The organism is Pseudomonas sp. GW823-FHT01D03, from assembly GCF_058798255.1.
Genome location: NZ_JBXAKK010000001.1, coordinates 3523874 through 3545664, shown reverse-complemented (window position 1 = coordinate 3545664; position 21791 = coordinate 3523874). Strand labels below are relative to the sequence as shown.

The window sequence follows — 21791 nt, the reverse complement described above, 5'->3', positions numbered from 1 at the left end:
ATCGCGCCGCACACCCCCTGTGGGAGCGGGCTTGCTCGCGAAGGCATTCTTTCAGTCAGTGATTCATTGCCTGACACACCGCTTTCGCGAGCAAGCCCGCTCCCACAGGGATCTCCAGCGACAATGAGCTATCATTGGCCCTTTCCCCCCTAGAAAGACTGTTTGCCATGACTGCCCAAACCCTTCTCAACGCCCTCGAACACTGCGGCATGGTCGAAATCGACGGCCTGCATGCTTTCGAGTTCGCCCTCGACGATGACGACAACCTGCACATCGAATGCATCGACGGCCGAGAGGCCAAGCATTGGGAATTCACGCCGGCTCAGGTTGACGCAGCAACGTTTGATGAAGACCTGCAGAGCTGGCTCATCATTGGCTACGCCAACGATACCAAAACCACCGGCGAGCACCGTCTGGTCTGCCTCGGTGATGTAGTCAGCAGCGATGACGAGGATGACAATCAATGAACATGCGTAAATTCTGGCCGCTGTTGATGGCCGGCAGCGTCGGTGCCATGGGCCTTTCCAGTGCCAGTGCCGAGACCTATCAATTGCTGGTCGGCTCCTACACCGCGGGCACCAGCCAAGGCATCTATCGAATGAGCTTCGACAGCGCCACCGGCCAGATTGCCGTCCAGCCGCTGCAAGTGGTGGAGAGCGAAAACCCGTCGTGGCTGACCCTGTCCAAAGACCAGAAGCAGCTGTTCGTGGTCAACGAAAACGGCCCCGGCCAGAAAGATCCGGTCGGCCGCGTCAGCAGCTACTCGATCGATCCGAAGACCCACACTCTGACCTTGATCAACCAAGTGCAGAGCCTGGGCAACGAGCCGACCCATTCGAGCCTCAGCGGCGATGCCAGCCATCTGTTCGTCAGCAACTATTCGGTGGTCGAAGATCCGGGTGGCACCCTGGCGGTGTTGCCGGTCGGCGCCGATGGCAAACTCAAACCGGTGGTGCAGATGAGCGCGCACCCGGCGAGCCGGGTCAATCCGGAGCGTCAGGCCTCGAATCACGTGCACTCCACGGTGTCCTCGCCGGATGGCCGCTACGTGTTCTCCAATGACCTCGGGGCGGACAAGGTCTTCATTTACAAATTCGACCCGAAAGCCAATCCAGACCTGCCGCTGACCCCGGCAAAAACCGCTTCGGTGAGCCTGCCGGCCGGCAGCGGCCCGCGTCATTTGCTGTTCAGTGCTGACGGCAAGCATGCCTGGCTGACCATGGAAATGAGCGCACAGGTCGCGGTGTTCGACTACCACGACGGCGTGCTGACGCAGACGCAAATGGTCGATCTGGCTGCCGGTCAGCCGACCTCGGACAAAGCCGCTGCCGCGCTGCATGCGTCAGCCGATGGCAAGTTCCTCTACGTCAGCAACCGCGGCACTGCCAATCAGTTGCTGGTGTTCGGCATCGATCCGGCGACCGGCCAGCTTAAAGAACTGCAAAAGCGTTCGGTGGAAGGTGATCACCCGCGTGAGTTCAGCCTTGATCCGAGTGGCAAGTTTCTGCTGATCGCCAACCAGAAGAGCAACGAAATTGTCGTCGTCGAGCGCGATGCCAAGACCGGTCTGCTCGGCAAAACCGTGCAAAAACTGCCGATGGACGCCCCCAGCGACCTGAAGTTTCTAGTGCGACAATAAGCCACAGGCCCCGGTATTCGGGGCCTGTCTCGTTGTATTAATCGCGCTGATATCCGGTAATGCTACAAAGCATTTCAAGCGATCAACCCTCGAGCGTTAAGTTTGCTTCACGGCCCAACCGGGCAAAGCAAGCCAACCGAACACGAGGGTTACCGCCATGAACTTCAATCTTTTCTCTGTCATCGCCGCTTCCGCCATCTCCGCCACCGTTGCATTGCCAGCCAGTGCCAACGCCGAAATCGCCGGCAAAAAATCCCACACCCAGAGCTACACCCAGAAATACCTGCAACAGAGCGCCAACTTCTACGCCGCACTGGATCACAAAGCCCAACACTGAAATGCCCGCTTCGAACAACTCCCTGTAGGAGCTGCCGAAGGCTGCGATCTTTTGATCTTGAAAGTCAAAAGATCGCAGCCTTCGGCAGCTCCTACACGTATGCGTGATCAAAAATCTCGGCTCGATAGGTTTTCCCCAACGCTGAGATAGAAGGCCTAAATAATCAACCAAGCTGATGTTTACTATGGCAAACCCTGAGTGGTTACCGCGGCTTTTTTGATTGATCCTGACGGCACTGAAACATGCCCACGGAGCACATCATGGCCAGTTCAATCATCACCTCAGCCAAGCGCGGCGCCTACCTGGCCATCGGTCTTTACCTGGCCCTGGTGCTGTTTGTCAGCATCGCCGCGCAAACCCAACACAGCTTCGACGCACCGATCGAAGTCGCACACCCCGGCATCCAGTTCGAACACCGCGCAGACGTGCTGGTTGATCGCGCTGAACTCGCAGGAGTGGGCGGCGCATGAAAGGCTACAGACTATGGGTCATCGCCAGCCTGGCACTGATGACCAATGGCGCGGCGTTACTCGGCTTCGGTCAGGGTTCGGTGGGTGCGCTGGCGCGGGCCATAGAGGCCAATCACAGCATTGCGCACAACATCGAACGGGCCAATTCACTGGCGTTGATGGCCGGTAATCCGCCGATCAAGGCTGAGGTCGACTTTCTTGGGCCGTTTGAAGTGGATTGCATGGCACTCGGCATGTGCAATGCTCTTGCATAACCTGTGGCGAGGGAGCTTGCTCCCGCTCGGCTGCGCAGCAGTCGCAAATCCATTCAACACGGATCATCAGAAATAGGGGATCGCCGCATTTGGGGCTGCTTCGCAACCCAGCGGGAGCAAGCTCCCTCGCCACAGGTGTTCGGCAAGCAAGAAGAGAAAGTTATTTCTTCATGATTGAGGTGAACAGCTCGGATTCGAGCAAGCGCTGCAACCACGCTTGCAACCGCACATAAGGCGTCTGCGCAAACCACTCGCGATCCACATGCGCAAACTGCCGAACGAACGGCAGCAACGCTATATCCGCAAGACACGGATGATCACTCAGCAAATAATCCCGACCTTCAAGCAACCCATCCAGCCTCTGCAGAAACAACGCGCCCTCAGCCCGATAAACTTCCATCGGCTGCTCGGGATAACGCTCGGCATATTTATAGCGGTTCAAAAGCACCTTGAACCCCTGATCGTTAGCCTCGATCAACTCGGCAATCCGTGAATCACCGCCGAGCAGCCAGTCATCCGGATCATGCTGCGCCAACGCCCAGCGCATGATCTCCAGGCTCTCATCGATCACCTGCCCATTGGCATCCAGCACCGGCACCGTGCCTTTGGGCGAGATCGCCAGCATCGCGGCCGGCTTGGCCTTGAGGCTGACTTCGATGATCTCCACCACCACCTCGGAATATCGCAGGGCCATCCGCGCGCGCATTGCGTACGGGCAGCGGCGGAACGAGTACAGCGTGTTCATTTCACCTCCAGGGTGCTCAAGCCGTTGCCCTGGCGTTGCACCTGAATCTGCACCGGAATCCGTTCGTGCATTTCCTGCACGTGGGAAATCACTGCGACCTTGCGACCCTGCGCCTGCAAACCGTCGAGGGCGTCCATCGCCAGTTGCAGCGATTCCGGGTCGAGGCTGCCGAAGCCTTCGTCGATGAACAGCGATTCGATTTTCAGCGTGCTGGAGGCCATCGATGCCAGCCCCAGTGCAAGGGCCAGCGACACCAGGAAAGTCTCGCCGCCGGACAGCGAATGTACCGAGCGCAATTCGTCGCCCATCTCGGTATCCATCACCAGCAGGCCGAGCATGCTGCCACCGCGTTTCAAGCGATAGCGTTTGACCAGTTGGCGCAACTGCACGTTGGCGTGATGCACCAGCAGGTCGAGGTTGTAGGCCTGGGCGATCTTGCGGAAGGTGTCGCCGGTGGCCGAGCCGATCAACGCATTCAAACGCGCCCAGCGCTGGTACTCGGCATAGGCGTCGGCGATCTGCTGCGCGAGTGCCTGGTTGGCATTCTGCCGGCGCTGATCTTCAGCCTGTTCGGCGCGCAGTTCGGCGCACTGTTGCTCGCTGAGGTTGAACTGGTTCTGCAGCTCGGCGAGGGCGCTGGCGAGTTGCTCGGCATCGAGATTGCCGTTGTGCTGCGCCTGATGATCGGCCAAGCGCTGATCCCGTTCCTGCAGCAACACCTTGGCCTGTTCGATGGCTTTTTCGTTGTGCTGCAAGCGCTGGCGCAGTTCGCTGAGCTGCGTGTCATCGACGCGCAGCAGGTCTTCGAGGCCGCCGTCATCCAGCTCAGGATGGCGTGCGCGCCAGTCGGCAATCTTCTGCGTCAGTTCGCTGTCTTCGTTTTGCAGCGCCTGCAAGCGTTCTTGCTGAGCCTTGAGTTCGGCGCCAATTTGCACAAGTTGCGTACGCACGCTCTGTAGTTCCGCAGCGGTCCTGGTTTCGGCGTTGCGCGCCTGATCCACAGCCTGTTCCAGTTGCTGCTGCCAGTGCTCGGCGCTGCTGTGTTCGCCCAGCAGTTGCGCGAGTTTTTCCTGACTGGCTTGTTGCTGCACGGCCAGTGCACTGAATTGCTGCTCGGCGCTTTGCAGCTGCTGGACGCGGCTGAGCTGGCGATCCTGTTCCTTCTCCAGCGTCTGCTGGCGCTGCTGCTGTTCGGCCAACTCTTCCTTTTGCTGCTCGACCTGCGCCAGGCGCTCGGCAATCTGCCGATCCAGATGCATGAAGGTTGCCGCCGGCTCGATGCGCAAGGCTTCGAGGGTGTCGGCCGGCAACAAGTTGGCGAACGTGGTCAGTTCCTCGTCGAGACGCTGACGGTCGCTGCTCAGTTCGCGATGTTGATTGCTCAGGTGCTGCGCCGCTTGCTGGTGCGCGGTTTCGGCGTTACGCAATTGCTGGGTCAGACGCGCGGCATCCTGTTGCAGGGTGAGCAGGGCGCTCTGGCGTTGTTCGTCCTGAGTGATGCTCTGATTCAGTTGATCGTTCTGCCGGGTCAGCCAGGCGTCGCGCTTGTCGGCGTCCTGATTCAGCAACTGAGGCGCCAGCGGATGCGCCTGCAGACTTGGCGCCAGTGCCTGAAGCTGGGCGGTCAATTGCTCCTGCTGTTGCAACAGCTCTTTCTGCCGGGCGATCACGCCCCCGACGTCGGCGCGCAGCTCGGTGAGTTTTTCCTTGAGCTGATCCACCGCTTGCTGCGCGTTGGCCTGCTCGGATTCATCGTGCCGGCCGAGGCTTTGCAGCAGCGCTTCCGGCTGATGATACGGATGCTCGTTGCTGCCACAGACCGGGCACGGCTGATCGTCCTGCAACTGCGCGCGCAGCTCTTCGACACTGGCACTGCGCGCCAGACGCTGGCGTTCGAGCAGTTCTCGGGTGACGTTAAGGGTTTGTTCGGCGACGGTGAGTTCGGCCTTGGTTTTCACTCCGTCCTGGGTCAGGCGCTCGCGTTCCTGCTGTGCATCGAGCAAGCGCTGTTGCAGCTCGGCGCCGCGTTTTTCCAGCTCCTGCTGACTGGCCCAGAGCCGTGTCAGGTCTTCGATGGCGCGCAGCTGTTTGCGGTTGTCCTGTAACAGAGTGCCAAGGATGCCGATCTGCTCGGCGACGGCATCCGGCTCGGCGCCGGCCTCTTTGAACAGCACTTCCAACTGCTGTTTTTGCGTAGCCAACGCGTCGGCGCTGTGCGCGGCGTTCTGTTCGAGGGTCGCCAGTTCGGCTTGGCCCTGGTTCAGGCGATTGCCGATCAGCATCAGCTGTTGCAGGCGATCGCGATAGGCATTCCATGCGTCGCTGAGCGGCGCCAGATCCGCACTCTGCTCCAGCTCGGCGGCGATTTTCTGCAGGCGTTCAGCGACTTCGGCCTGTTTCGCCTGCAAGGCCTGAATCGCGCTCTGGCCTTCGGTGCAGGCTTGCTCGGCGGACTGGCGGGCCTCGGCGCTGAGTGCGGTGTCCTTGGCGAGACGGGCGAGGGTGCTTTGCTCCTCGAATGCCTGACGCAGCAGCGGGGCGCTTTCGCTGTGCTGTTGCTGCGCTTCGGTCAGGGCGATTTTTGCGGCATCGAGTGCCTGCTCCAGTTGCGTCTGACGCTCATTGAGTTCGCCGTGTTGCTCGGTGTGCGCGGCAATTTGTGCGGCCAGCGGCGTCAGCTGCGCATCGAGTTCAGTCTTGCGCGCGAATTGGTGCCGTTGCGGGGCGAGTTGTTCCAGGCGCGTTAGCCTCAGGCGCTCGCCGGCCAGGCTTTCCCACTGTTGCTGCGCACTGGACAGTTGTTCGGCAGCCGCTTGCTGCGCGTCCTGCAACTGGCGCAAATCCTTGAGCCAGCTGTGCTGTTGTTCCAGTTGCTTGAGCTGCGCTTGCTGCAACTTCAGCTGTTGCTGGGCAGCGTTGAAACGCTCATCCAGTTCGGCGCGGGCTTCGGGGGCCAGTGGAGTGACGCCGGTGGCCTGATCCTGCAGCAGCTTGTGCGCTTCGCGGGCCTCTTTGGTCTTGTCGAACGCGCGGCGCCCGAGGCGGGTGTAGAGAGCGGTGTCGGTGAGTTTTTCCAGCAGTTCGCTGCGGTCGTTGTCGTCGGCCTTGAGGAACGCGCTGAACTCACTCTGGGCCAGCAGCACGGCGCGGGTGAATTGTTCGAAATTCAGGCCCAGCGCGGCTTCGAGTTGGGTCTTGTATTCGCCTTTCTGGCTGGCGAGCAGTTGATCCTGATCGATGTCGCGCAGGCTCTGCCGGCTGGCCTGCAATTTGCCGCCAGCCTTCTCGCGGGCACGGTTGGCTTCCCAACGCGCACGGTAACGGCGGCCATCGACGCCGACAAAATCCACTTCCGCGTAACCTTCACCGGTCCCACGGCGCAGCAAGGTGCGCGGGTCGCCGGTGGCGATTTCGCCGTCCGCATCCGGAACCTTGGCGTCACGGCCAGTGTTGTTCAGCCGCGGCACGGCGCCGAACAGCGCCAGGCACAGGGCATCGAGCAGGGTACTTTTACCGGCGCCGGTCGGCCCGGTGATCGCGAACAGGCCAGCACTGGCCAGTGGTTCGGCGGTGAAGTCGATTTCGAACGGCCCGGCCAGCGAGGCGAGGTTCTTCAAGCGAATGGCGAGAATCTTCATGGCTGCTCGCCCTCCATCTGTACGTCCTGCAGCAGTTCGGCGAAGTCCTTCAGCGTCTGCTCATCGACCTCGTTGCCATAGTTGTCGAGCCAGGCGCGACTGAACAGTTCTTGCGGAGTGAGTTGATCCAGTTCGACCAGCGCGCTGCTGTCGTCGCTGCCATCGGCGCCACGGTTGCCGGCGTACTCGGCGGCGATCCGCACCAGACGCACGGCTTTGCCTTGCAGAGCGTTTTCCACCTGATGGCGCAGATCCGGCTGCGGCTCATCGAGGGTTACGCGCACTTCCAGCCATGGCTGGCGCTGGGTTTCGGCGAGCAGGTCGATGTTCGGCAGGTCGGCCAGTTGCAGCAGGATTTCGGCCAGCGGTGCCGGGCCAATGCGTTGCAGGTTGACCGAGCGCGGGATCAGTTTCGGTTCGACGCTGATCAGGGTTTCGCCGTCGAGGGTGACGTCGAGAATCTGGTGCTGATAACCGATTTCCGAAAACGACAGCGGAATCGGCGAGCCGCTGTAGCGAATGCGTTCTTCACCGTTGACCTTCTGCGGCTTGTGCAAATGGCCGAGGGCGACGTAGCTGATGCTCGGCCCGAACAGGCTGGCGGGCAGCGCTTCAGCGTTACCGATGATCAGGCTGCGCTCGGAGTCTTCCGAGACCGAGCCGCCAGCCATGTGCGCGTGACTGATGGCGACCAGCGCCTGACCCGGCTGGCGCTTGGCATTCGCCGCTTCGATCAGCCACTCATGCACCTGACCGATACCGCGCAGATAGTTGTCGCCCAGATGCGCACCGGTCACTTCAGCCGGACGCAGGAACGGCAGCGCCAGGCACCACGCGGCGATCTCGCCTTGGGCATTCGGCAGCGGCAGCAACAGCCGTTCGGCGTCGAGCTGGCCGTCATCCAGCCACAACACCCGCCCCAGCGCATGGGTGCGCAAGCGGCGCATCAACGGCGCGGGTAGTTCGATGCGCGAGCCGGAATCGTGGTTGCCGGCAATCATCACGATGGTCAGCAACGGCTGCTGCTCGTGGGCGCTGACGATGAAGTCGTAGAGGCGTTCCTGGGCTTTGACCGGCGGATTGACCGTGTCAAAGATGTCCCCGGCAATCAGCAGCACATCCGGCTGTGCCAGTTGCAGTTGGCGCAGCAGCCATTCCAGAAAGCACGCATGCTCGAAATCGCGCTCCTGGCCGTGCAGGTTTTGCCCAAGGTGCCAGTCGGAGGTGTGAAACAGACGCAAGGTGGACTCCGCTACATAAACAGGTGATGGCCGCGGGGAAATGATGGGCGGCTAAAGAGGGAGGAGTTTACTGGCAAACGGACGGACTTGCCCAAAGGCTTGAGAGATCAGGAGGTCGTGGCGGATGCCGTCTGTCGCTACTGTCAGATCTGACAGTAGCTGGCCGGCCGCATCGGGTGATGGGATACCGCAGTCGCCAAGGCGTCAGGCCGGGGCTTTCTGTCACTTGAGGAGTTGCTTGTATGAAAACGCAATCACCATCAGCCTCTACGTCTTCTGATCCAGGTGTGAACGCGCTCAAGCCCATAAGGATCACCAAACTCAAGACTCCCGTGCAGGGCTATGACGGTGGTTTGCCGCTGGCCGCCGTGGAGGGCGGCGTCGAATTTCTGGTTCCTCCCTGGCTGGTCATGGAGGCGGGTGATCTGCTTGAGGTGTTCTGGGGCGACCTGCAGGCGCCGGTCTGGAGTAAAGACATCGAGCCGGAAGATGAAAACGAACTCATCAAAGGGGTTATCGATGAGGGGCATATCCGCAGAGGTGAGGCCTATCCGGTTTTTTATCGAGTGACCCGGCCGTTTCAGGAACCTGAGTCAACACCGCTGCAAAGGTTCTTCGTCAAACTGGATCGCCCCGGCGGCTTCGATGACGACCAGTCAACGCCCGGCAACCAGAACCTGCGCTACCACATTCTCCAAAGCATCATCGACAACGGCGTCGGCCCCGGGGAGGCTGCGGCGGGTGTGCCGATCACGATCCTGCCGTACCCCTTCATGCGTATCAACGACCGTGTAAAAGTGGCGTGGGGCAGCGTAGAGAAAAACGTCCTTGTCGAGCAAAAACATATTGGCGACCCTCACGACCCTGACTACAGCCCGCTGGTCGTGACCATCGATCAAGCACTGATCGAGGAGGCGGGCGACAGCGCCGGGGTGATGGTGATGTACCAGGTGATCGATGAGTGTGGCAACTATCCCGATCCACGTTCCCTGTGGTCGGCGCCAACCCGAGTCGTGGTGGATCTGAAAGGAAATCGTCTCGATGCGCCTATCGTGCTGGAGGCCGATCCGCAGACCTACGAAATCGACCTCGACGAATTGAACGATGACGACGTGAACGTTCTGGTCAATACCCCCGCTGGCATCTTCCAGGAGCAGGATGTCGTCGCCTTGACCTGGCGAGGAACCAACGCCGAGGGCGCACCGATCAACCATGGCCCAGTAGAGCTGCCGGTGACACGAGTCGGTCTTGCGCTGCCGTTCACAGTGCCGAACGACAAGGTACGAGCCATTGCCAAAGGCCGGGCCAGTGTCTCCTACATACTCAAGCGAACGGGCGTGGCCGATCGGCCGTCCAAGACCGTCGGTATCTCGGTGACGGGGGAGACCTTCCGACTGCCGTCTCCTACGGTGGACGAAGCCCCTACCGGTACGCTGAACCCGGACGAACGCTGGGCCACCGTGCGCATTCCATGGTTTGCGGGACGCGCCGCCAGTGACCTGTTGACGCTGATCTGGGAGGCCACGCGTCCCGGCGGCGCCATCGTCTATTACGAAGACCCGCGCCCGGTTGGCGATGTGCCGGATGACGAGCCGGTGTTGCGCAATGTCTCGAACGCGGAGATCCAGCGTTTCGACGGCTTGCAGGTCTCGGTTTTCTATACCGTCGCCAATGATGATGAGGCGACACTCAACGTGCGCGAGTCGTTGCCGTTCGAGATGCAGGTGGGCGAAGTGCAACCGCTGTTCGTGACGCCGCGCGTGGAAGAGGCTGTGCCTGGCACGTCGTTGATCGATCCGGAAGCCGTCCCGCCGCTGGGCTGTAAATTGATTGTGCCGTATCTGCAGACACTGCCCGAAGACCTGGTGAATTATCGCTGGCGCGGTACGGGCGGTAACGGCAGCACCAGTGGCTCACTGCGTCTTACAGCGCAAACTGCGGGTAATGAAGTGCCGTTCACGGTGCCGAAACAGTTTGTGACCAACAACCTCAATCGCCGGATTGTCATCGACTATTTCATCGTGCGTGACGGCAAGACTCTGGGTTACTCCTTTCCACTGACCTTGCGGGTCGGCAATGCCCTGCTGGATTTCGATCCGCCCTCAATTGACGACGCGCGCGGCGACCAGATTGATGCGAGCGCGGTGCCAGCGGTAGGTGCAACCGTGCGTCTGGCTGCGGCGTATGGCCTGAGGGTGGGCGACAGCGGCGAGATCCGCTGGATCGGCGTTGCCGGAGGCGGTACCGCCATCGTGCCGTTTCGCGTGGAGAGCGGAGAAGCGGGGCGCGACAAACTGATCAGCGTGCCGCAGTCGGTGGTGTTGGCCAATGTCGGGCGGGAGATCTCGCTGGATTGCACCGTGGTGCGTCAGACCGGTGGTCGCCAGTATTCGCGGGTGGCGGTTTATGACGTGCGTGCTTCGCTGGGGACGGGACGCTTGCTGGTGATGGGCGCGCGCTCGCGGGGTAATTACCAGATGTATGGCGGCGGGACTGCGTGGTTGACAGCGCTGGATGCAACCACCCGGCAGCCGGTCAAGGCCTGGTGGCGGTATAACGGCGAGGAGGGCGAGGTCAGTGGCACGACATTCCGTGACACCCGACCGGACCGGCTGCTGCATGTGCGGATCAGTGATGATCAGGTGACGATCAATCCGCAGAACCTGTGCGGGAACGGGAATTTTATATCCGGCGAGGGAGCAAACAATGCGGCCTTTGCGGCACGGACCGAACGTGGAGCCCTGGTGGCATGGGGTAAGCCTGCCCGTGGTGGGGATCTGGGCGATTCGTTACCGGCCATTTCCGATGCCATATCGCTGAGTGCTTGCGGTTATGCCTTTGCGGCACGTCAGGCCAGTGGTGGCTTGGGGGCTGAGTGGAAACGGGGGAGAGGTGTCGGAACCTATCAGTCCTTTGCGGGATATCGTAGCGGTAAGCGGCAACGGTTATGCGTTTGTCGCGCTACGTCGTGATGGGAGTCTGGTGGCGTGGGGAAGCCCTACTTGGGGTGCAGCACTTCCAGAGCCGGTAGCTGCACTGAGGGATGTCGTCAGAGTGATTGGCAACCTCTACGCCTTTGCTGCGCTTCGGGCTAATGGTTCGGTGGTGGCTTGGGGGCACCAAACCCATGGAGGTAATGTGCCTGCGGCCATCGCGGCATTGATTGACGTTGTTGATGTAGTCGCTACCGGCTACGCCTTTGCAGCCCTGCGTGCCAATGGTGCTGTAGTTGCATGGGGAGACTACGGTTACGGGGGATCCGTGCCTGGCAGGATCAAACTGCTTACAGACATTGTGGAACTGAGTGGGACGGAAGCAGCCTTTGCCGCACGACGCAGCAATGGAAGCGTTGTTGCTTGGGGGTATCCTTCAGCTGGCGCAAGCGTTCCTGAGCCGATCGCCTTATTGACAGACATCCGCACGGTAACGGGTAACAATGGATCATTCGTCGCACTGCTCGGCAGCGGGCGTGTCGTGGGATGGGGACGTCAGGCAATCCCAACACCGGTCGCATTACTGACTGACATCGTACAGGTGGTCTGCGGGTACGTTGCTTTTGCCGCATTGCGCGCCAACGGCACCGTTGTAGCCTGGGGGACTGCTGATCGAGGTGGTGAAATCCCGGATGCCATTGCGGCCAGACTGGTTAACGTCCGCGCCATTTATGGCAACACCCACGCCTTCGCCGCGCTGACCTCCAGCGGCGAAGTCGTGACCTGGGGCCGTGGCCCGGCCGGCGGTAACAGCGATGCCGTCGCCGACCAGCTCAACGGCAAAATCTTCTACGAAGCCACAGCGCTGTCCCGTGGTTTGGGAATGCGTGAGACGCGACTGCTTGAAGCGGCAGAAAGCCAACAAACGTCATAACACCTTCAATGCCTGAAAGATCGCAACCTGCGGCAGCTCCTACACGTGATCCCTGTAGGAGCTGCCGCAGGCTGCGATCTTTGGATCTTTTACTTCGGATAAAGCGGCGGCAACCCGCTGTCACCCACCGGATCCTGCACCCGCTCCGCCGCCGGAATGGTACGAATCGCCCGCCACAAATCCTCACCTTGCCAATGCTGCCCGGTCTCGCTGTACAGCGCGCCATTGAGCCCATCCAGCGCATCCGACAACGGCACAAACCGCGCCGCCATATCTGCCAAAGTCTCCGGCTGCTGCCGCGCCCACGCATCGAGTGCCTGCCGGGTCGCTTGCGGATCGTTGGCCTGACACGCCCGTTTGATGTCGTCCAGCAATGTGCGCGGGCTCGGCCCGGTTTGGGCGGCGCGATGCACCGCCGGTTGCCAGCGCGCACGCCACCACAGGCCGAAGCCGAGCAGGGTGGTGCAGGCGAGGATCAGGGTGCTGAGTTTCCACCACCACAGCACATCGTTATCGACGGTGCCCGGTTGCAGGTTGCCGGTCGGGGTGTCGACCTGCAGGCTCGGGTTATTGGCCACTTGCAGGGTGCGCGCCGGCAGGCTGGTGTGTTCCAGATGATCTTCGAAGGTGTTCCACCAGATTACGTCGACGGTCGGCAGTTCGATGCTGCCGCTGCGGCTGGGCACCAGCGCTTCGCGTTCTTCACGGCTGCCGATCAGGCCGCGCTCGCCGCTCTGGTTGCTCAGCACCGGTTGATCCGGGTAACGGCGCAGGCCGTTGGCCTCTGTGGCGGGCAGGGCCGGGAGCTGCGAACTGGCCAGGCCTTCGGCCTTCAGCGTCAGGCTGCGGGTCAGGGAATCGCCGACCTGAAGGTGATCCGGCTCGGGGTTCCAGCTTTCGCTCAGGCTCAGGCTGCGCGCGGGCAGCCACGGCGCATCGGCCGGGTAGGTCAGCGGTTTCGGTTTGACCGTCAGCGGAATCTCTGAGGAACTGACGCGCAGCAGCTTGCCGGGTTTCGGGCCCTGCGCGGTCGCGTCCTGAGCGGGCTGAGTGTCGACCAGCGTGGCGCTGAAGGTCTGCGGGGCGATGGTCAGCAAGCCGCTGTGCTGCGGATAGATCGCATAGCGCATCTCGATCACGCCATGGCGCACGCCGTTGATGTCTTTCTCGTAAGTGCGTGTATCGCCCAGTTGCTCGATGCGCGCGTCGGCGATTTGCAGCGGGGTCAGGCTGCTGTCGTCGTACAGCGACACCGAGTGGTAAATGCGCAGGGTCAGAATCGCCTGGGCCTGCACGTAAACGCTGGACTGGTCGAGGCTGGCCTCGATGAACACCGGGTCCAGGTTGTTCTTCTCTTCGCGGCTGTCGCTCTCGACTACTTGCACGGTAATCGGCTGGCTCTGCACCTCACCCAGTTGCAGCGGCGGAATGACCACGCTGCCGTTCTCTTTCGGCAGCAGGGTGATGATCCAGCGGGTGGTGGCGCGGCTGTCGCCATTGAGGGTGTTCAACTGGTTGACCTGACGTGTGCCGCGCACCTCGAACAGCGGTTCCAGCGGGGTCAGGTCGGGTTTGCCGAACTGCGTGACATCACTGGTTTCAAGAGTGAGTTCGACCGTCTCGCCGGAGTTCAGGCGACTGCGATCCACGCTGGCCGTCAGCTCGGCCGCCTGGGCGGTGGCCGTGCAGAGCAGCAGGGGCAGCAAGAGAGCGGTGAAACGGGTCATCGAGTTTTTTCCTGATCCTGATGTTGTTGCTGTTCGTACCAGAATTTGCGTCGCAACAGTTCGCCCGGATCGTCCGGGATCTTGCCCAGCCATTGTTCCAGTGCCTGACGTTGCTCGCCTTCGAGGTTGTCCTCGCTCGGGCGCAGCGTAGGCACGGTGTCGGTTTCTTCCGCTTCATCGCTGCCCGGCACTTCATCGGGGCCCGGTTGCGGCGGGGTGGTCGGTGGCGATTCGCTGGCCGACTCGCCGGGCTGAGCCTCGCTCGGGGTGTCACTTTTCACCGCAGGTGGCGGCGTGGTCGCTGGCGGTGGTTCATCGCCGGGCACGTTCGGCTGCGCCGGTTGTGGCTGCGGCTCGACCGGTGGCGGGGTGTTCTTCTGTTTGAGCAGGTTTTCCACCAGGGCCTTGTTGGTCAGCGCCGGGCGCAAATCCGGTTGCAGTTCCAGCGCCTGTTCATAGGCATCGATCGCCGCTTCCAGCTCACCACTTTTTGCTAGCGCGTTGCCACGATTGTAGTGGGCGTGGGCATCGCTGCCTTCGGCGAAACGCTGAGCGGCGCCACTGTAATCGCCGGCCTCGTACAACGCCACCCCTTGCCACTGATGATCTTCGAAGTGCTCGGCAGCCTCGGCCGGGCGTTTCTGCTTGAGTAAGTGCAGGCCCTGTTGGTCGGGGCGCAGCCACAGGTCTTCGAAGTCAAAAGCGTAGCTCGGCTGCGGCAGGCACAGCAGCAATGGCAGGCAGAACAACCAGCCACGCCGTCCGGCACAGGCGGCCAGCAGCAATAGCGGCAACAACAGCCAGTAACCCTGATCGGCCCAAGTGTCGAGGCGCACGGTCTGGCCATCGTCGCGCAGGCTGCGCGGGCCATCGAGCAGGCCGAGGGCGCGCAAATCGGTCTCGTCCAGCCGCGCACTGTGGTACTCGCCGCCGACACTGGCGAGGAATGCGCCAAGGCTGGGACTGTCGAGTTGCGGCACGCGGATCGCGCCCTGTTCGTCCTTGAGGAAACTGCCGTCCTCCTGGGCAATCGGCGCGCCTTCAGCGGTGCCGATGCCGAGCATCAGCAGTTGCGCCGATTGCTCGCCGAGGGCGCGGCGGATGCCTTGGCGTTCTTCTTCGGTCAGCGAGGAGCCGATCAGCAGAATCCGTCCCTGACCGAGCGCACCCTGCTTGAGCAAGGCCAATGCTTTGCTCACGCCGAGATCAGCGCGGTGACCGCTTTCCGGCATCAGCGACGGCTTGAGGGCGTCGAGCAGATTGCGACTGGTCGCCAAGTCATCCGACAGCGGCACCAGCGTGTGCGCGCTGCCGGCGTAGACGACGATCGCGGTCTGCGCATCGCTGCGTGCCTGCAACAAGTCAAACAGCTTGCGCCGGGCCTGTTCCAGTCGCGTTGGCGGCGAGTCGGTGGCGAGCATTTCCGGGGTCAGCTCCAGCACCACCACCAATGGATCGGCAGGTTTCTGGCTGGTCTGTTCGACGCGTTCCCAACTGGGCCCGAGCAGGGCGACGATGGTCAGCAGCCACGCCACGCCGAGGGCGACCCACGGCAGTTTGCTGGTGCGCCCATTGCCTCCGCTGAGCAGCGTCGCATGGAACGCCGGCGGCAGAATCATTTGCCAGCGTCCGGCGCGTTTCTGCCGGTGCCAGAGTTGCCAGATCAGCCAGCCCAGCAGCGGCAGGAGCAGCAGCCACCAAGGGCGGAACCAGTGCGGCCAGAGCGCGATCATCGGCGCCTCCGCAGACGCAGGCGCTTCAGACGCTCGCGCCAGTCAGGCAACGGACTTTGCAGATACAGCTCCTTGGTGAACAGGCGTTGCAGCGGGTTGTCCGGCCACAATTCGCGGGCGACCAGCAACAGGCTCAGCAGCAGGGCAAAGGCCAGCGGCCACTGATACAAGGCTTGCGCCGGGCGCGCCTGGGTCGGTTGCTGGGTCACCGGTTCGAGTTGATCGAGGGTGTCCCGGATCGCTTGCAGCTCTTTGCCGTCGCGGGCGCGGAAGTATTGGCCGCCGGTGGCGTTGGCGATGGCCTTGAGGGCCGGCTCGTCGAGGTCCAGGCTCGGATTGACCCCGAGCAGGCCGGTGCTGCCACTGTCTTCGGGGTCGGCGCCGATGCCGATCGGGTAGATTTTCACCCCTTCGCTGGCGGCCAGTTTTGCTGCGGTCAGCGGATCGATTTCGCCGCCGTTGTTGGCGCCGTCGGTGACCAGAATCAATACCCGGCTTTGCGCCGGACGCATGCGCAGGCGCTTCAACGCCAGACCGATCGCATCGCCGATGGCGGTGTTCTTGCCGGCGATGCCGATGCGCGCTTCATCGAGCCAGACGCGCACGGTATGGCGGTCGAACGTCAGAGGTGCCTGCAGATAGGCCTGACTGCCGAACAGGATCAGACCAACGCGGTCGCCATCACGGCTTTCAAGGAAATCGCCGAGCAGATGCTGGACCAGCGACAAGCGACTGACGTCTTCGTCCTGCCACTGCATGTCGGGGAAATCCATCGAGCCGGACACGTCCACCGCCACCAGCAGATCGCGGCCGCTGGCGGCAATCGGCAACGGGTCGCCGAGCCATTGCGGACGTGCGGCGGCGCTCAGCAGCAACAGCCACAGCAGCAGGAACGGCGCTTGCTGGCGCCACGCTGGCAGGTTGGCGCGGGCCCGTCGCCGCGCCAGACCTTCGAGGTCGGAGAGGAAACTCACGCGCAGCGCCGGCTCGCCGCTGTCGGCCACCGGCAACACCAGACGCATCAGCCACGGCAGCGGCAGCAGCACGAAGATCCACGGCCAGGCGAACTCAAACATGCTTGCGAATCCAGGTGTCGACGGCTTGGGTCAGGCCGGCGATGGCTTTGTCGTCGAGTTTGCATTCGGGTTTGTAGGCGCCTTCGACCAGCACCATCCAGCGCGTCAGGCCGGCGGCCGGGCAACGGTTGTCGAGAAACGCCAGCCATTTGCGGCCATTGAGCGTGTGGCTCTGGCTGTAGGGGTAGTGGTTGCGGCACAGGCGTTTGAGCAGGCCGTTGAGCTGCTGCAGCCAGGCCCCGGCCGGTGCGCCATCGTAGGGTTTGGGCATCTGCGCCAGTTCGGCCAGTGCGGCGATGCGCACCGGATCGAGCGGCTGTTCGGCGCGCACGATCGGGCGTTTCCTGGTCGGAATGAACCGGCGCAAACGCCACACGGCGAAGCCCAGCAGCGGCAGCAATAACAGCAGCAGCCACCAGCCCGGCGCAGGCGGCCAGAAGTCGATCGGCGGCGGGGAAATCAGCGGTTGCAGTTGTTCGAGGCCGTTCATCGACTGCTCCCCGGACGCTGCGGATTGAGGAACTCGCGCATTTGCTCGACCATCTCGCTTTGCGTGCTCAACGGCATCAACAACACCCGCAGTTTTTGCGCGAGCAATTCCCAACGGGCGATACGGGCTTCGGCTTGGGCGCGATAGGTCTGGCGCAGCTCGAAATTGAGGGTGTCGAGTTCCAGTTGTGCACCTCTTTCCGCGAATCTCAGCAGCCCGGCGGCAGGCAGCGCGTGATCCAGCGGATCGGACAGCGGCAACAACAACAGATCGCAATGCCGCGATAGCAGGCTCAGTTGCTGCTCGGCGCTGTCGGACAGCGCGCGCTCGTCGCAGATCACGATCACCAGACTGCCTGGACGCAACACCTCACGCGCTCGGCGCAGTGCCACGCCGAGGGCGTCGCGATCCGGCTCGCGTTCGCTATGCAGCGACTGATTGACCTTGACCAGACGGTTGAGCAACTGCAGCAGGCTCTGCTTGCTACGGCGCGGTTTGATTTCGTAGTGCTCGTTGTCGCCGAACACCAGCCCGCCAACCCGATCATTGTGCCCCAGCGCCGCCCAGCCGATCAGCGCCGCTGCTTGCGCCGCGAGCACCGACTTAAACATCAGCCCGGAGCCGAAAAACAGCCGCGTACTTTGCTCGACCATGATGAAAATCGGTCGCTCGCGTTCTTCATGGAACAGCTTGGTGTGCGGCTCCTGGGTGCGCGCGGTCACGCGCCAGTCGATGGTGCGCACGTCGTCGCCGGCCTGATAGACCCGCACCTGATCGAAGTCGACCCCGCGACCACGGAATTTCGAGTGATGCAGGCCGATCAGCGGGCTGCGCTGGCTCGGCGTGGAAAACAGCTGCACTTCGCGCACACGGTGGCGCATCTCGATCAGATCGGTGAGGCTGATGCGGATGCCCGGTTCGGACGGCAGGGGGGCGTTCATGGGGGTCAAGCGACGGCTACGACGTCGAGAATCCGCTGCACCACCCGATCCTGGTCGATGCCGGCGGCTTCGGCTTCAAACGACAGAATGATGCGATGCCGCAACACGTCGAACAGCACGGCCTGAATGTCTTCCGGGCTGACGAAGTCGCGACCGGCCAGCCAGGCGTGAGCCCGGGCGCAGCGGTCGAGGGCGATCGAGCCGCGCGGGCTGGCGCCATAGGCGATCCACTCGGCCATTTCCGGGTCGAACTTGGCCGGGGTGCGCGTGGCCATGACCAGTTGCACCAGGTATTCCTCCACGGCGTCGGCCATGTACAGACCGAGGATTTCCTTGCGCGCGGCGAAAATCGCCTGCTGGCTGACCCGGCGTTCCGGTTTGGTTTCACCATTTAGCGCTTCGCCACGGGCCTGTTGCAGGATCCGGCGTTCGACGGCGGCGTCCGGGAAACCGATTTTCACGTGCATCAGGAAACGGTCGAGCTGGGCTTCGGGCAACGGGTAGGTACCTTCCTGCTCGATCGGGTTTTGTGTCGCCATCACCAGAAACAGCGGCGACAGCTCGTAAGTGCTGCGCCCGACGCTGACCTGCCGTTCAGCCATGGCTTCGAGCAGCGCCGATTGCACCTTGGCCGGGGCGCGGTTGATTTCGTCCGCCAGCACCAGGTTGTGGAAGATCGGTCCTTGCTGGAACACGAAACTGCCGGTTTCCGGGCGATAGATCTCGGTGCCGGTGATGTCGGCCGGCAGCAGGTCCGGGGTGAACTGGATGCGATGGAACTGGGCTTCGATGCCCTCGGCGAGTTCTTTGATCGCTTTGGTCTTGGCCAGACCCGGAGCGCCCTCGACCAGCATATGGCCGTCGGCGAGCAGGGCGATGAGCAAACGCTCGATGAGTTTTTCCTGGCCGAGAATCTGCGTTGAAAGAAAGGTTCGCAGCGCCAGCAGCGCTTCACGATGTTCCATCGGTGACTGTTCCTGGAAAGGGTGGCCGCAGGCGTTCGGATAACGCCGGGGCTGGGGGCGTTACTTTAATCCATCGAGGGGGGCGGCGACTAACGGCATTTTGCGCAAAGTGCGGGAAATGACTGGGGGATTTGTTGGAATTTTGTAGCAGGGGAGTGATTGGTTGCCCGTACCGGCCCTATCGCGAGCAGGCTCACTCCTACAATGGATCGTCGTACACCATACCTGTAGGAGTGAGCCTGCTCGCGATGAGGCCAGTCCAGCCGATATCAAATCTGGCTGATATAGGTCCCGGTGCCATCCAGAATATTCTTCAGGGTTTCTTCAACTTCGGGCAGATCAACCATATCGGGATTGAAAGTGATCTCCAGCACATCATCCCCATTCAACGCATCGGCATCCGCCGCCGCGATCTCGATCTTCAGCAGGGTCTTGCTCAGGGTGACTTTCACGCCGTCGAGCGTCGAAGGCTCACCATCCAGGGTGATCTCCAGCTCATCTTCGTCCGGATAGCGGCTCATCAGAAACATGTCGCCCTTGTCGCTATGGCAGCAGAGCATGGCCATGTTGTCTTCTTCGTCGTCGCACGGGTTGACGATCAGTAGGGCGGTGGTCATTTGCATGGGGGAATTCCTGGCCGACGGGCGCTAAGTGCAATCGAAAGCGCGATTTTGCCAGCGTTGGCGAAATTGCGCTGCTCTCTTGCGTGGGTTGCTTTGTCGATGCCTGCAACAAGAGGGGGCGTGAAACCTGGCGGAATCAATGAACAAGGAAAATTCCGACAGATGAATTCTGGGTTGAGGGTTGAAATTTCCGAGGACGTCGCAGGGAAAATTACTTGTTTGAACTTGGCAGCCATTTTCTGCTTTTTCGCTTGTTTTATCGCCACGATTGTCATTATTTTGCGGTTCGAACGCAAAGGAGTGCGTCAACACAAACTGAAAAAAAGGACCTCTTTCAATGCATCCGTATTTCGAACGCGCTGAGGAAGTTGCACACCTGTCCGACGATCAGATCGAGCAGATTTATCAGCGATATCTGGACGGGGAAAAAAGCGCTGCGCTTCTGGTCGAGTATCAGATCCCTGCCACTGTCCGCAGTTTGCTCAAGGTTTTGCCGCCGATTGTCAGTCAGGATCTGAAGTGCCCTTATTGCGATGTGCCGATGTGGGTACGTCGGCACGCCCGGGGCACATCGATCTCGCAGCGTCATCCTTACAAGTGCATAAGGTGCGAGCATCGATGCTCAGCATCCGCCCGTCATGGCCGACGCATGGCGTGTACGTGCCAGGCATGTTGCCAGGTTCATCAGCAACAATTGGCGGCGCAGGCTGAGCGTGATCGACGCGAACTTGAATCGCGCTTCGGTGTACCGAGTCCCGCGGTGCCGTATTCGACCCTTGGGTTTGTGCAGAAACTGACGTTGCTGGCCTTGCTTGACGATGGCAATGCCAACCATCCCGAATGGATCGCGCCGTTGAGCGCGACATCCCGAAGCGAACATCTGGCACCGAGCGTCGAGGCCAGCGAGGAAAGATTGAAGAGTCTGTACGAGGCTGGCGTGTTAACGGTCGCGACGAGCTCTGATATCAGGGCCTTCGATCGCACTGAGGGTTGCAGTATCAGTGACTATTGCGCAGTGCGCTGGCAGCCTAATGTGGCACTCGGCGGAGTTGCGCGCTGTAATCGGGAAAGCCTGTACCTGGCGCTTTATCAGGAGTTGTCCGGCGAGATTCAGGTCGCCTGGAAGAGCGAACTCTACGGGCTGATTTTCGATCTGGCCCGAGAAGAATCGCTTCAATACATCCGTGTGCTGGCTAACGAAGTCAGTTTTTCGTTCACGGCCGAGGCGCGTGCCGAAACGGTTGTGGGGCAACTCCTGCAGGATTTTTCCGTAAGCCAGCTCTACTACTTCGCCCGCCTGGCAGTAAAAAACGCTGCGCACTTCTACGCCACCGGCAACTCCAAAGGTCGCAATCATGCGTCCAACACCATCCCGCGCAACATGCTCGGGACCGCTCAGGACGCCCTGACTCGGAACTGGCGCAAAAACGCACACCGCGATTCGCGGGTACCGCAATCGGCGTTGCATCGGCTGTTGTACGACGTAGTGCTCAAGGACAGCGGTGCCGGGTTTTCCAAGTCGCCGGGAATGTATTGGCGCGATGAGCTGGTACCGCAGTTCTTCTCCCGTGCAGCTTTTGACAGCGACCTGCTCGGTCATTTGAGGCTGTTTTGCCGAGAGTGCGACTCCAGCAATATCGACGCCAGCATGGATAAATTGATCCTGAAAACCATGTGTTACGACTGTGCCACGGTTAGCAAATTCAGGGCGTTCGAGGAGCTGCCTGACTGATGTTGATGGGGGCTAAGCGGCCCAGGAAAAGGGAAGGCATAAGCTCAATGTGGCTGCTTTCCTTTTTTTCTTCGAGGTAGTTCCTGAGGATGTTGCCTTGAATCTTTTTTGAGTTCTGAGGGCTGTTTTCTAAAGTGAATGATAGTGCGGTAAGGAACGTAAAACAGGAGCTGAAAGAGAATCGGGGGGAGTAAGAATACGAAAAGAAAAACTCCTGAAGAGTACGTTGAATAGAAAAGAAAATTCTGACCCATGATCCTCAGTTTTGAGTCGCGGCTCATGAGGTCGGTGGAGTTTAAATAGGCTTCATAGG

19 protein-coding genes are annotated in these 21791 nt (G+C 61.3%); 8 read left to right on the top strand and 11 right to left on the bottom strand.

What is annotated here, in order from left to right:
• The first annotated feature begins 167 nt into the window (after window positions 1–167).
• From AC1RBR_RS15265 to AC1RBR_RS15245, 5 genes are all read left to right on the top strand, one after another.
• Complete coding sequence (locus AC1RBR_RS15265; RefSeq protein ID WP_492565311.1) at window positions 168–467, top strand: DUF5629 family protein; 300 nt, start codon at window positions 168–170, stop codon at window positions 465–467.
• Window positions 464–1639 (top strand): lactonase family protein, encoded by a 1176-nt coding sequence (locus AC1RBR_RS15260; protein WP_492565309.1) that lies wholly within the window; start codon window positions 464–466, stop codon window positions 1637–1639. The genes AC1RBR_RS15265 and AC1RBR_RS15260 overlap by 4 nt, the downstream gene beginning before the upstream one ends.
• A gap of 157 nt (window positions 1640–1796) precedes the next feature.
• Window positions 1797–1976 (top strand): hypothetical protein, encoded by a 180-nt coding sequence (locus tag AC1RBR_RS15255; RefSeq protein WP_095136380.1) that lies wholly within the window; start codon window positions 1797–1799, stop codon window positions 1974–1976.
• Window positions 1977–2236: 260 nt separating this feature from the next.
• Window positions 2237–2446, top strand: coding sequence for a hypothetical protein (locus AC1RBR_RS15250; protein WP_095136379.1), 210 nt, complete (start codon window positions 2237–2239; stop codon window positions 2444–2446).
• Entirely contained in the window at window positions 2443–2700 is a 258-nt protein-coding gene (locus tag AC1RBR_RS15245; RefSeq protein WP_492565307.1) for a hypothetical protein, read from the top strand. Before AC1RBR_RS15250 ends, AC1RBR_RS15245 begins: the two co-directional genes overlap by 4 nt.
• 160 nt (window positions 2701–2860) lie before the next feature.
• On the opposite strand, the gene AC1RBR_RS15240 is transcribed toward AC1RBR_RS15245, so the two are convergent.
• From AC1RBR_RS15240 to AC1RBR_RS15230, 3 genes are read right to left on the bottom strand one after another with little or no spacing between them, the layout of a single operon-like run.
• Window positions 2861–3445: a glutathione S-transferase gene (locus AC1RBR_RS15240; protein ID WP_492565306.1), complete on the bottom strand. Its 585-nt coding sequence runs from the start codon at window positions 3443–3445 to the stop codon at window positions 2861–2863.
• Window positions 3442–7083, bottom strand: coding sequence for an AAA family ATPase (locus AC1RBR_RS15235; RefSeq protein WP_492565304.1), 3642 nt, complete (start codon window positions 7081–7083; stop codon window positions 3442–3444). Before AC1RBR_RS15235 ends, AC1RBR_RS15240 begins: the two co-directional genes overlap by 4 nt.
• A complete protein-coding gene (locus AC1RBR_RS15230) occupies window positions 7080–8324 on the bottom strand; it encodes an exonuclease SbcCD subunit D C-terminal domain-containing protein (RefSeq protein WP_492565302.1) in 1245 nt (414 codons plus the stop codon). The genes AC1RBR_RS15235 and AC1RBR_RS15230 overlap by 4 nt, the downstream gene beginning before the upstream one ends.
• A gap of 242 nt (window positions 8325–8566) precedes the next feature.
• Between AC1RBR_RS15230 and AC1RBR_RS15225 the strand changes: the two genes are divergently transcribed.
• Both AC1RBR_RS15225 and AC1RBR_RS15220 read left to right on the top strand, forming a co-directional pair.
• Window positions 8567–11296 (top strand): hypothetical protein, encoded by a 2730-nt coding sequence (locus AC1RBR_RS15225; protein WP_492565300.1) that lies wholly within the window; start codon window positions 8567–8569, stop codon window positions 11294–11296.
• Window positions 11297–11378: 82 nt separating this feature from the next.
• Window positions 11379–12191 (top strand): RCC1 domain-containing protein, encoded by an 813-nt coding sequence (locus tag AC1RBR_RS15220; RefSeq protein WP_492565299.1) that lies wholly within the window; start codon window positions 11379–11381, stop codon window positions 12189–12191.
• Between the two features lie 89 nt (window positions 12192–12280).
• Here the strand turns inward: AC1RBR_RS15220 and AC1RBR_RS15215 are convergent, their stop codons facing one another.
• From AC1RBR_RS15215 to AC1RBR_RS15180, 8 genes are all read right to left on the bottom strand, one after another.
• Entirely contained in the window at window positions 12281–13918 is a 1638-nt protein-coding gene (locus AC1RBR_RS15215; protein ID WP_492565298.1) for a BatD family protein, read from the bottom strand.
• Window positions 13915–15651 (bottom strand): tetratricopeptide repeat protein, encoded by a 1737-nt coding sequence (locus AC1RBR_RS15210; RefSeq protein WP_492565296.1) that lies wholly within the window; start codon window positions 15649–15651, stop codon window positions 13915–13917. Before AC1RBR_RS15210 ends, AC1RBR_RS15215 begins: the two co-directional genes overlap by 4 nt.
• Window positions 15648–16727 (bottom strand): vWA domain-containing protein, encoded by a 1080-nt coding sequence (locus AC1RBR_RS15205; RefSeq protein WP_253150503.1) that lies wholly within the window; start codon window positions 16725–16727, stop codon window positions 15648–15650. Before AC1RBR_RS15205 ends, AC1RBR_RS15210 begins: the two co-directional genes overlap by 4 nt.
• Complete coding sequence (locus AC1RBR_RS15200) at window positions 16720–17217, bottom strand: DUF4381 domain-containing protein (protein ID WP_007968588.1); 498 nt, start codon at window positions 17215–17217, stop codon at window positions 16720–16722. Before AC1RBR_RS15200 ends, AC1RBR_RS15205 begins: the two co-directional genes overlap by 8 nt.
• Window positions 17214–18158, bottom strand: a complete 945-nt coding sequence (locus tag AC1RBR_RS15195; RefSeq protein WP_027613096.1) for a DUF58 domain-containing protein — start codon at window positions 18156–18158, stop codon at window positions 17214–17216. The genes AC1RBR_RS15200 and AC1RBR_RS15195 overlap by 4 nt, the downstream gene beginning before the upstream one ends.
• A gap of 5 nt (window positions 18159–18163) precedes the next feature.
• Window positions 18164–19123 (bottom strand): AAA family ATPase, encoded by a 960-nt coding sequence (locus tag AC1RBR_RS15190; protein ID WP_003218556.1) that lies wholly within the window; start codon window positions 19121–19123, stop codon window positions 18164–18166.
• A 269-nt stretch (window positions 19124–19392) separates the two neighbouring features.
• Entirely contained in the window at window positions 19393–19746 is a 354-nt protein-coding gene (locus tag AC1RBR_RS15185; protein ID WP_095136368.1) for a hypothetical protein, read from the bottom strand.
• Window positions 19737–20021, bottom strand: coding sequence for a hypothetical protein (locus tag AC1RBR_RS15180; RefSeq protein WP_492565293.1), 285 nt, complete (start codon window positions 20019–20021; stop codon window positions 19737–19739). The genes AC1RBR_RS15185 and AC1RBR_RS15180 overlap by 10 nt, the downstream gene beginning before the upstream one ends.
• A 509-nt stretch (window positions 20022–20530) precedes the next feature.
• Here AC1RBR_RS15180 and AC1RBR_RS15175 point away from each other — a divergent pair.
• Window positions 20531–21478, top strand: coding sequence for a hypothetical protein (locus AC1RBR_RS15175; protein WP_492565292.1), 948 nt, complete (start codon window positions 20531–20533; stop codon window positions 21476–21478).
• Window positions 21479–21791 lie beyond the last annotated feature (313 nt).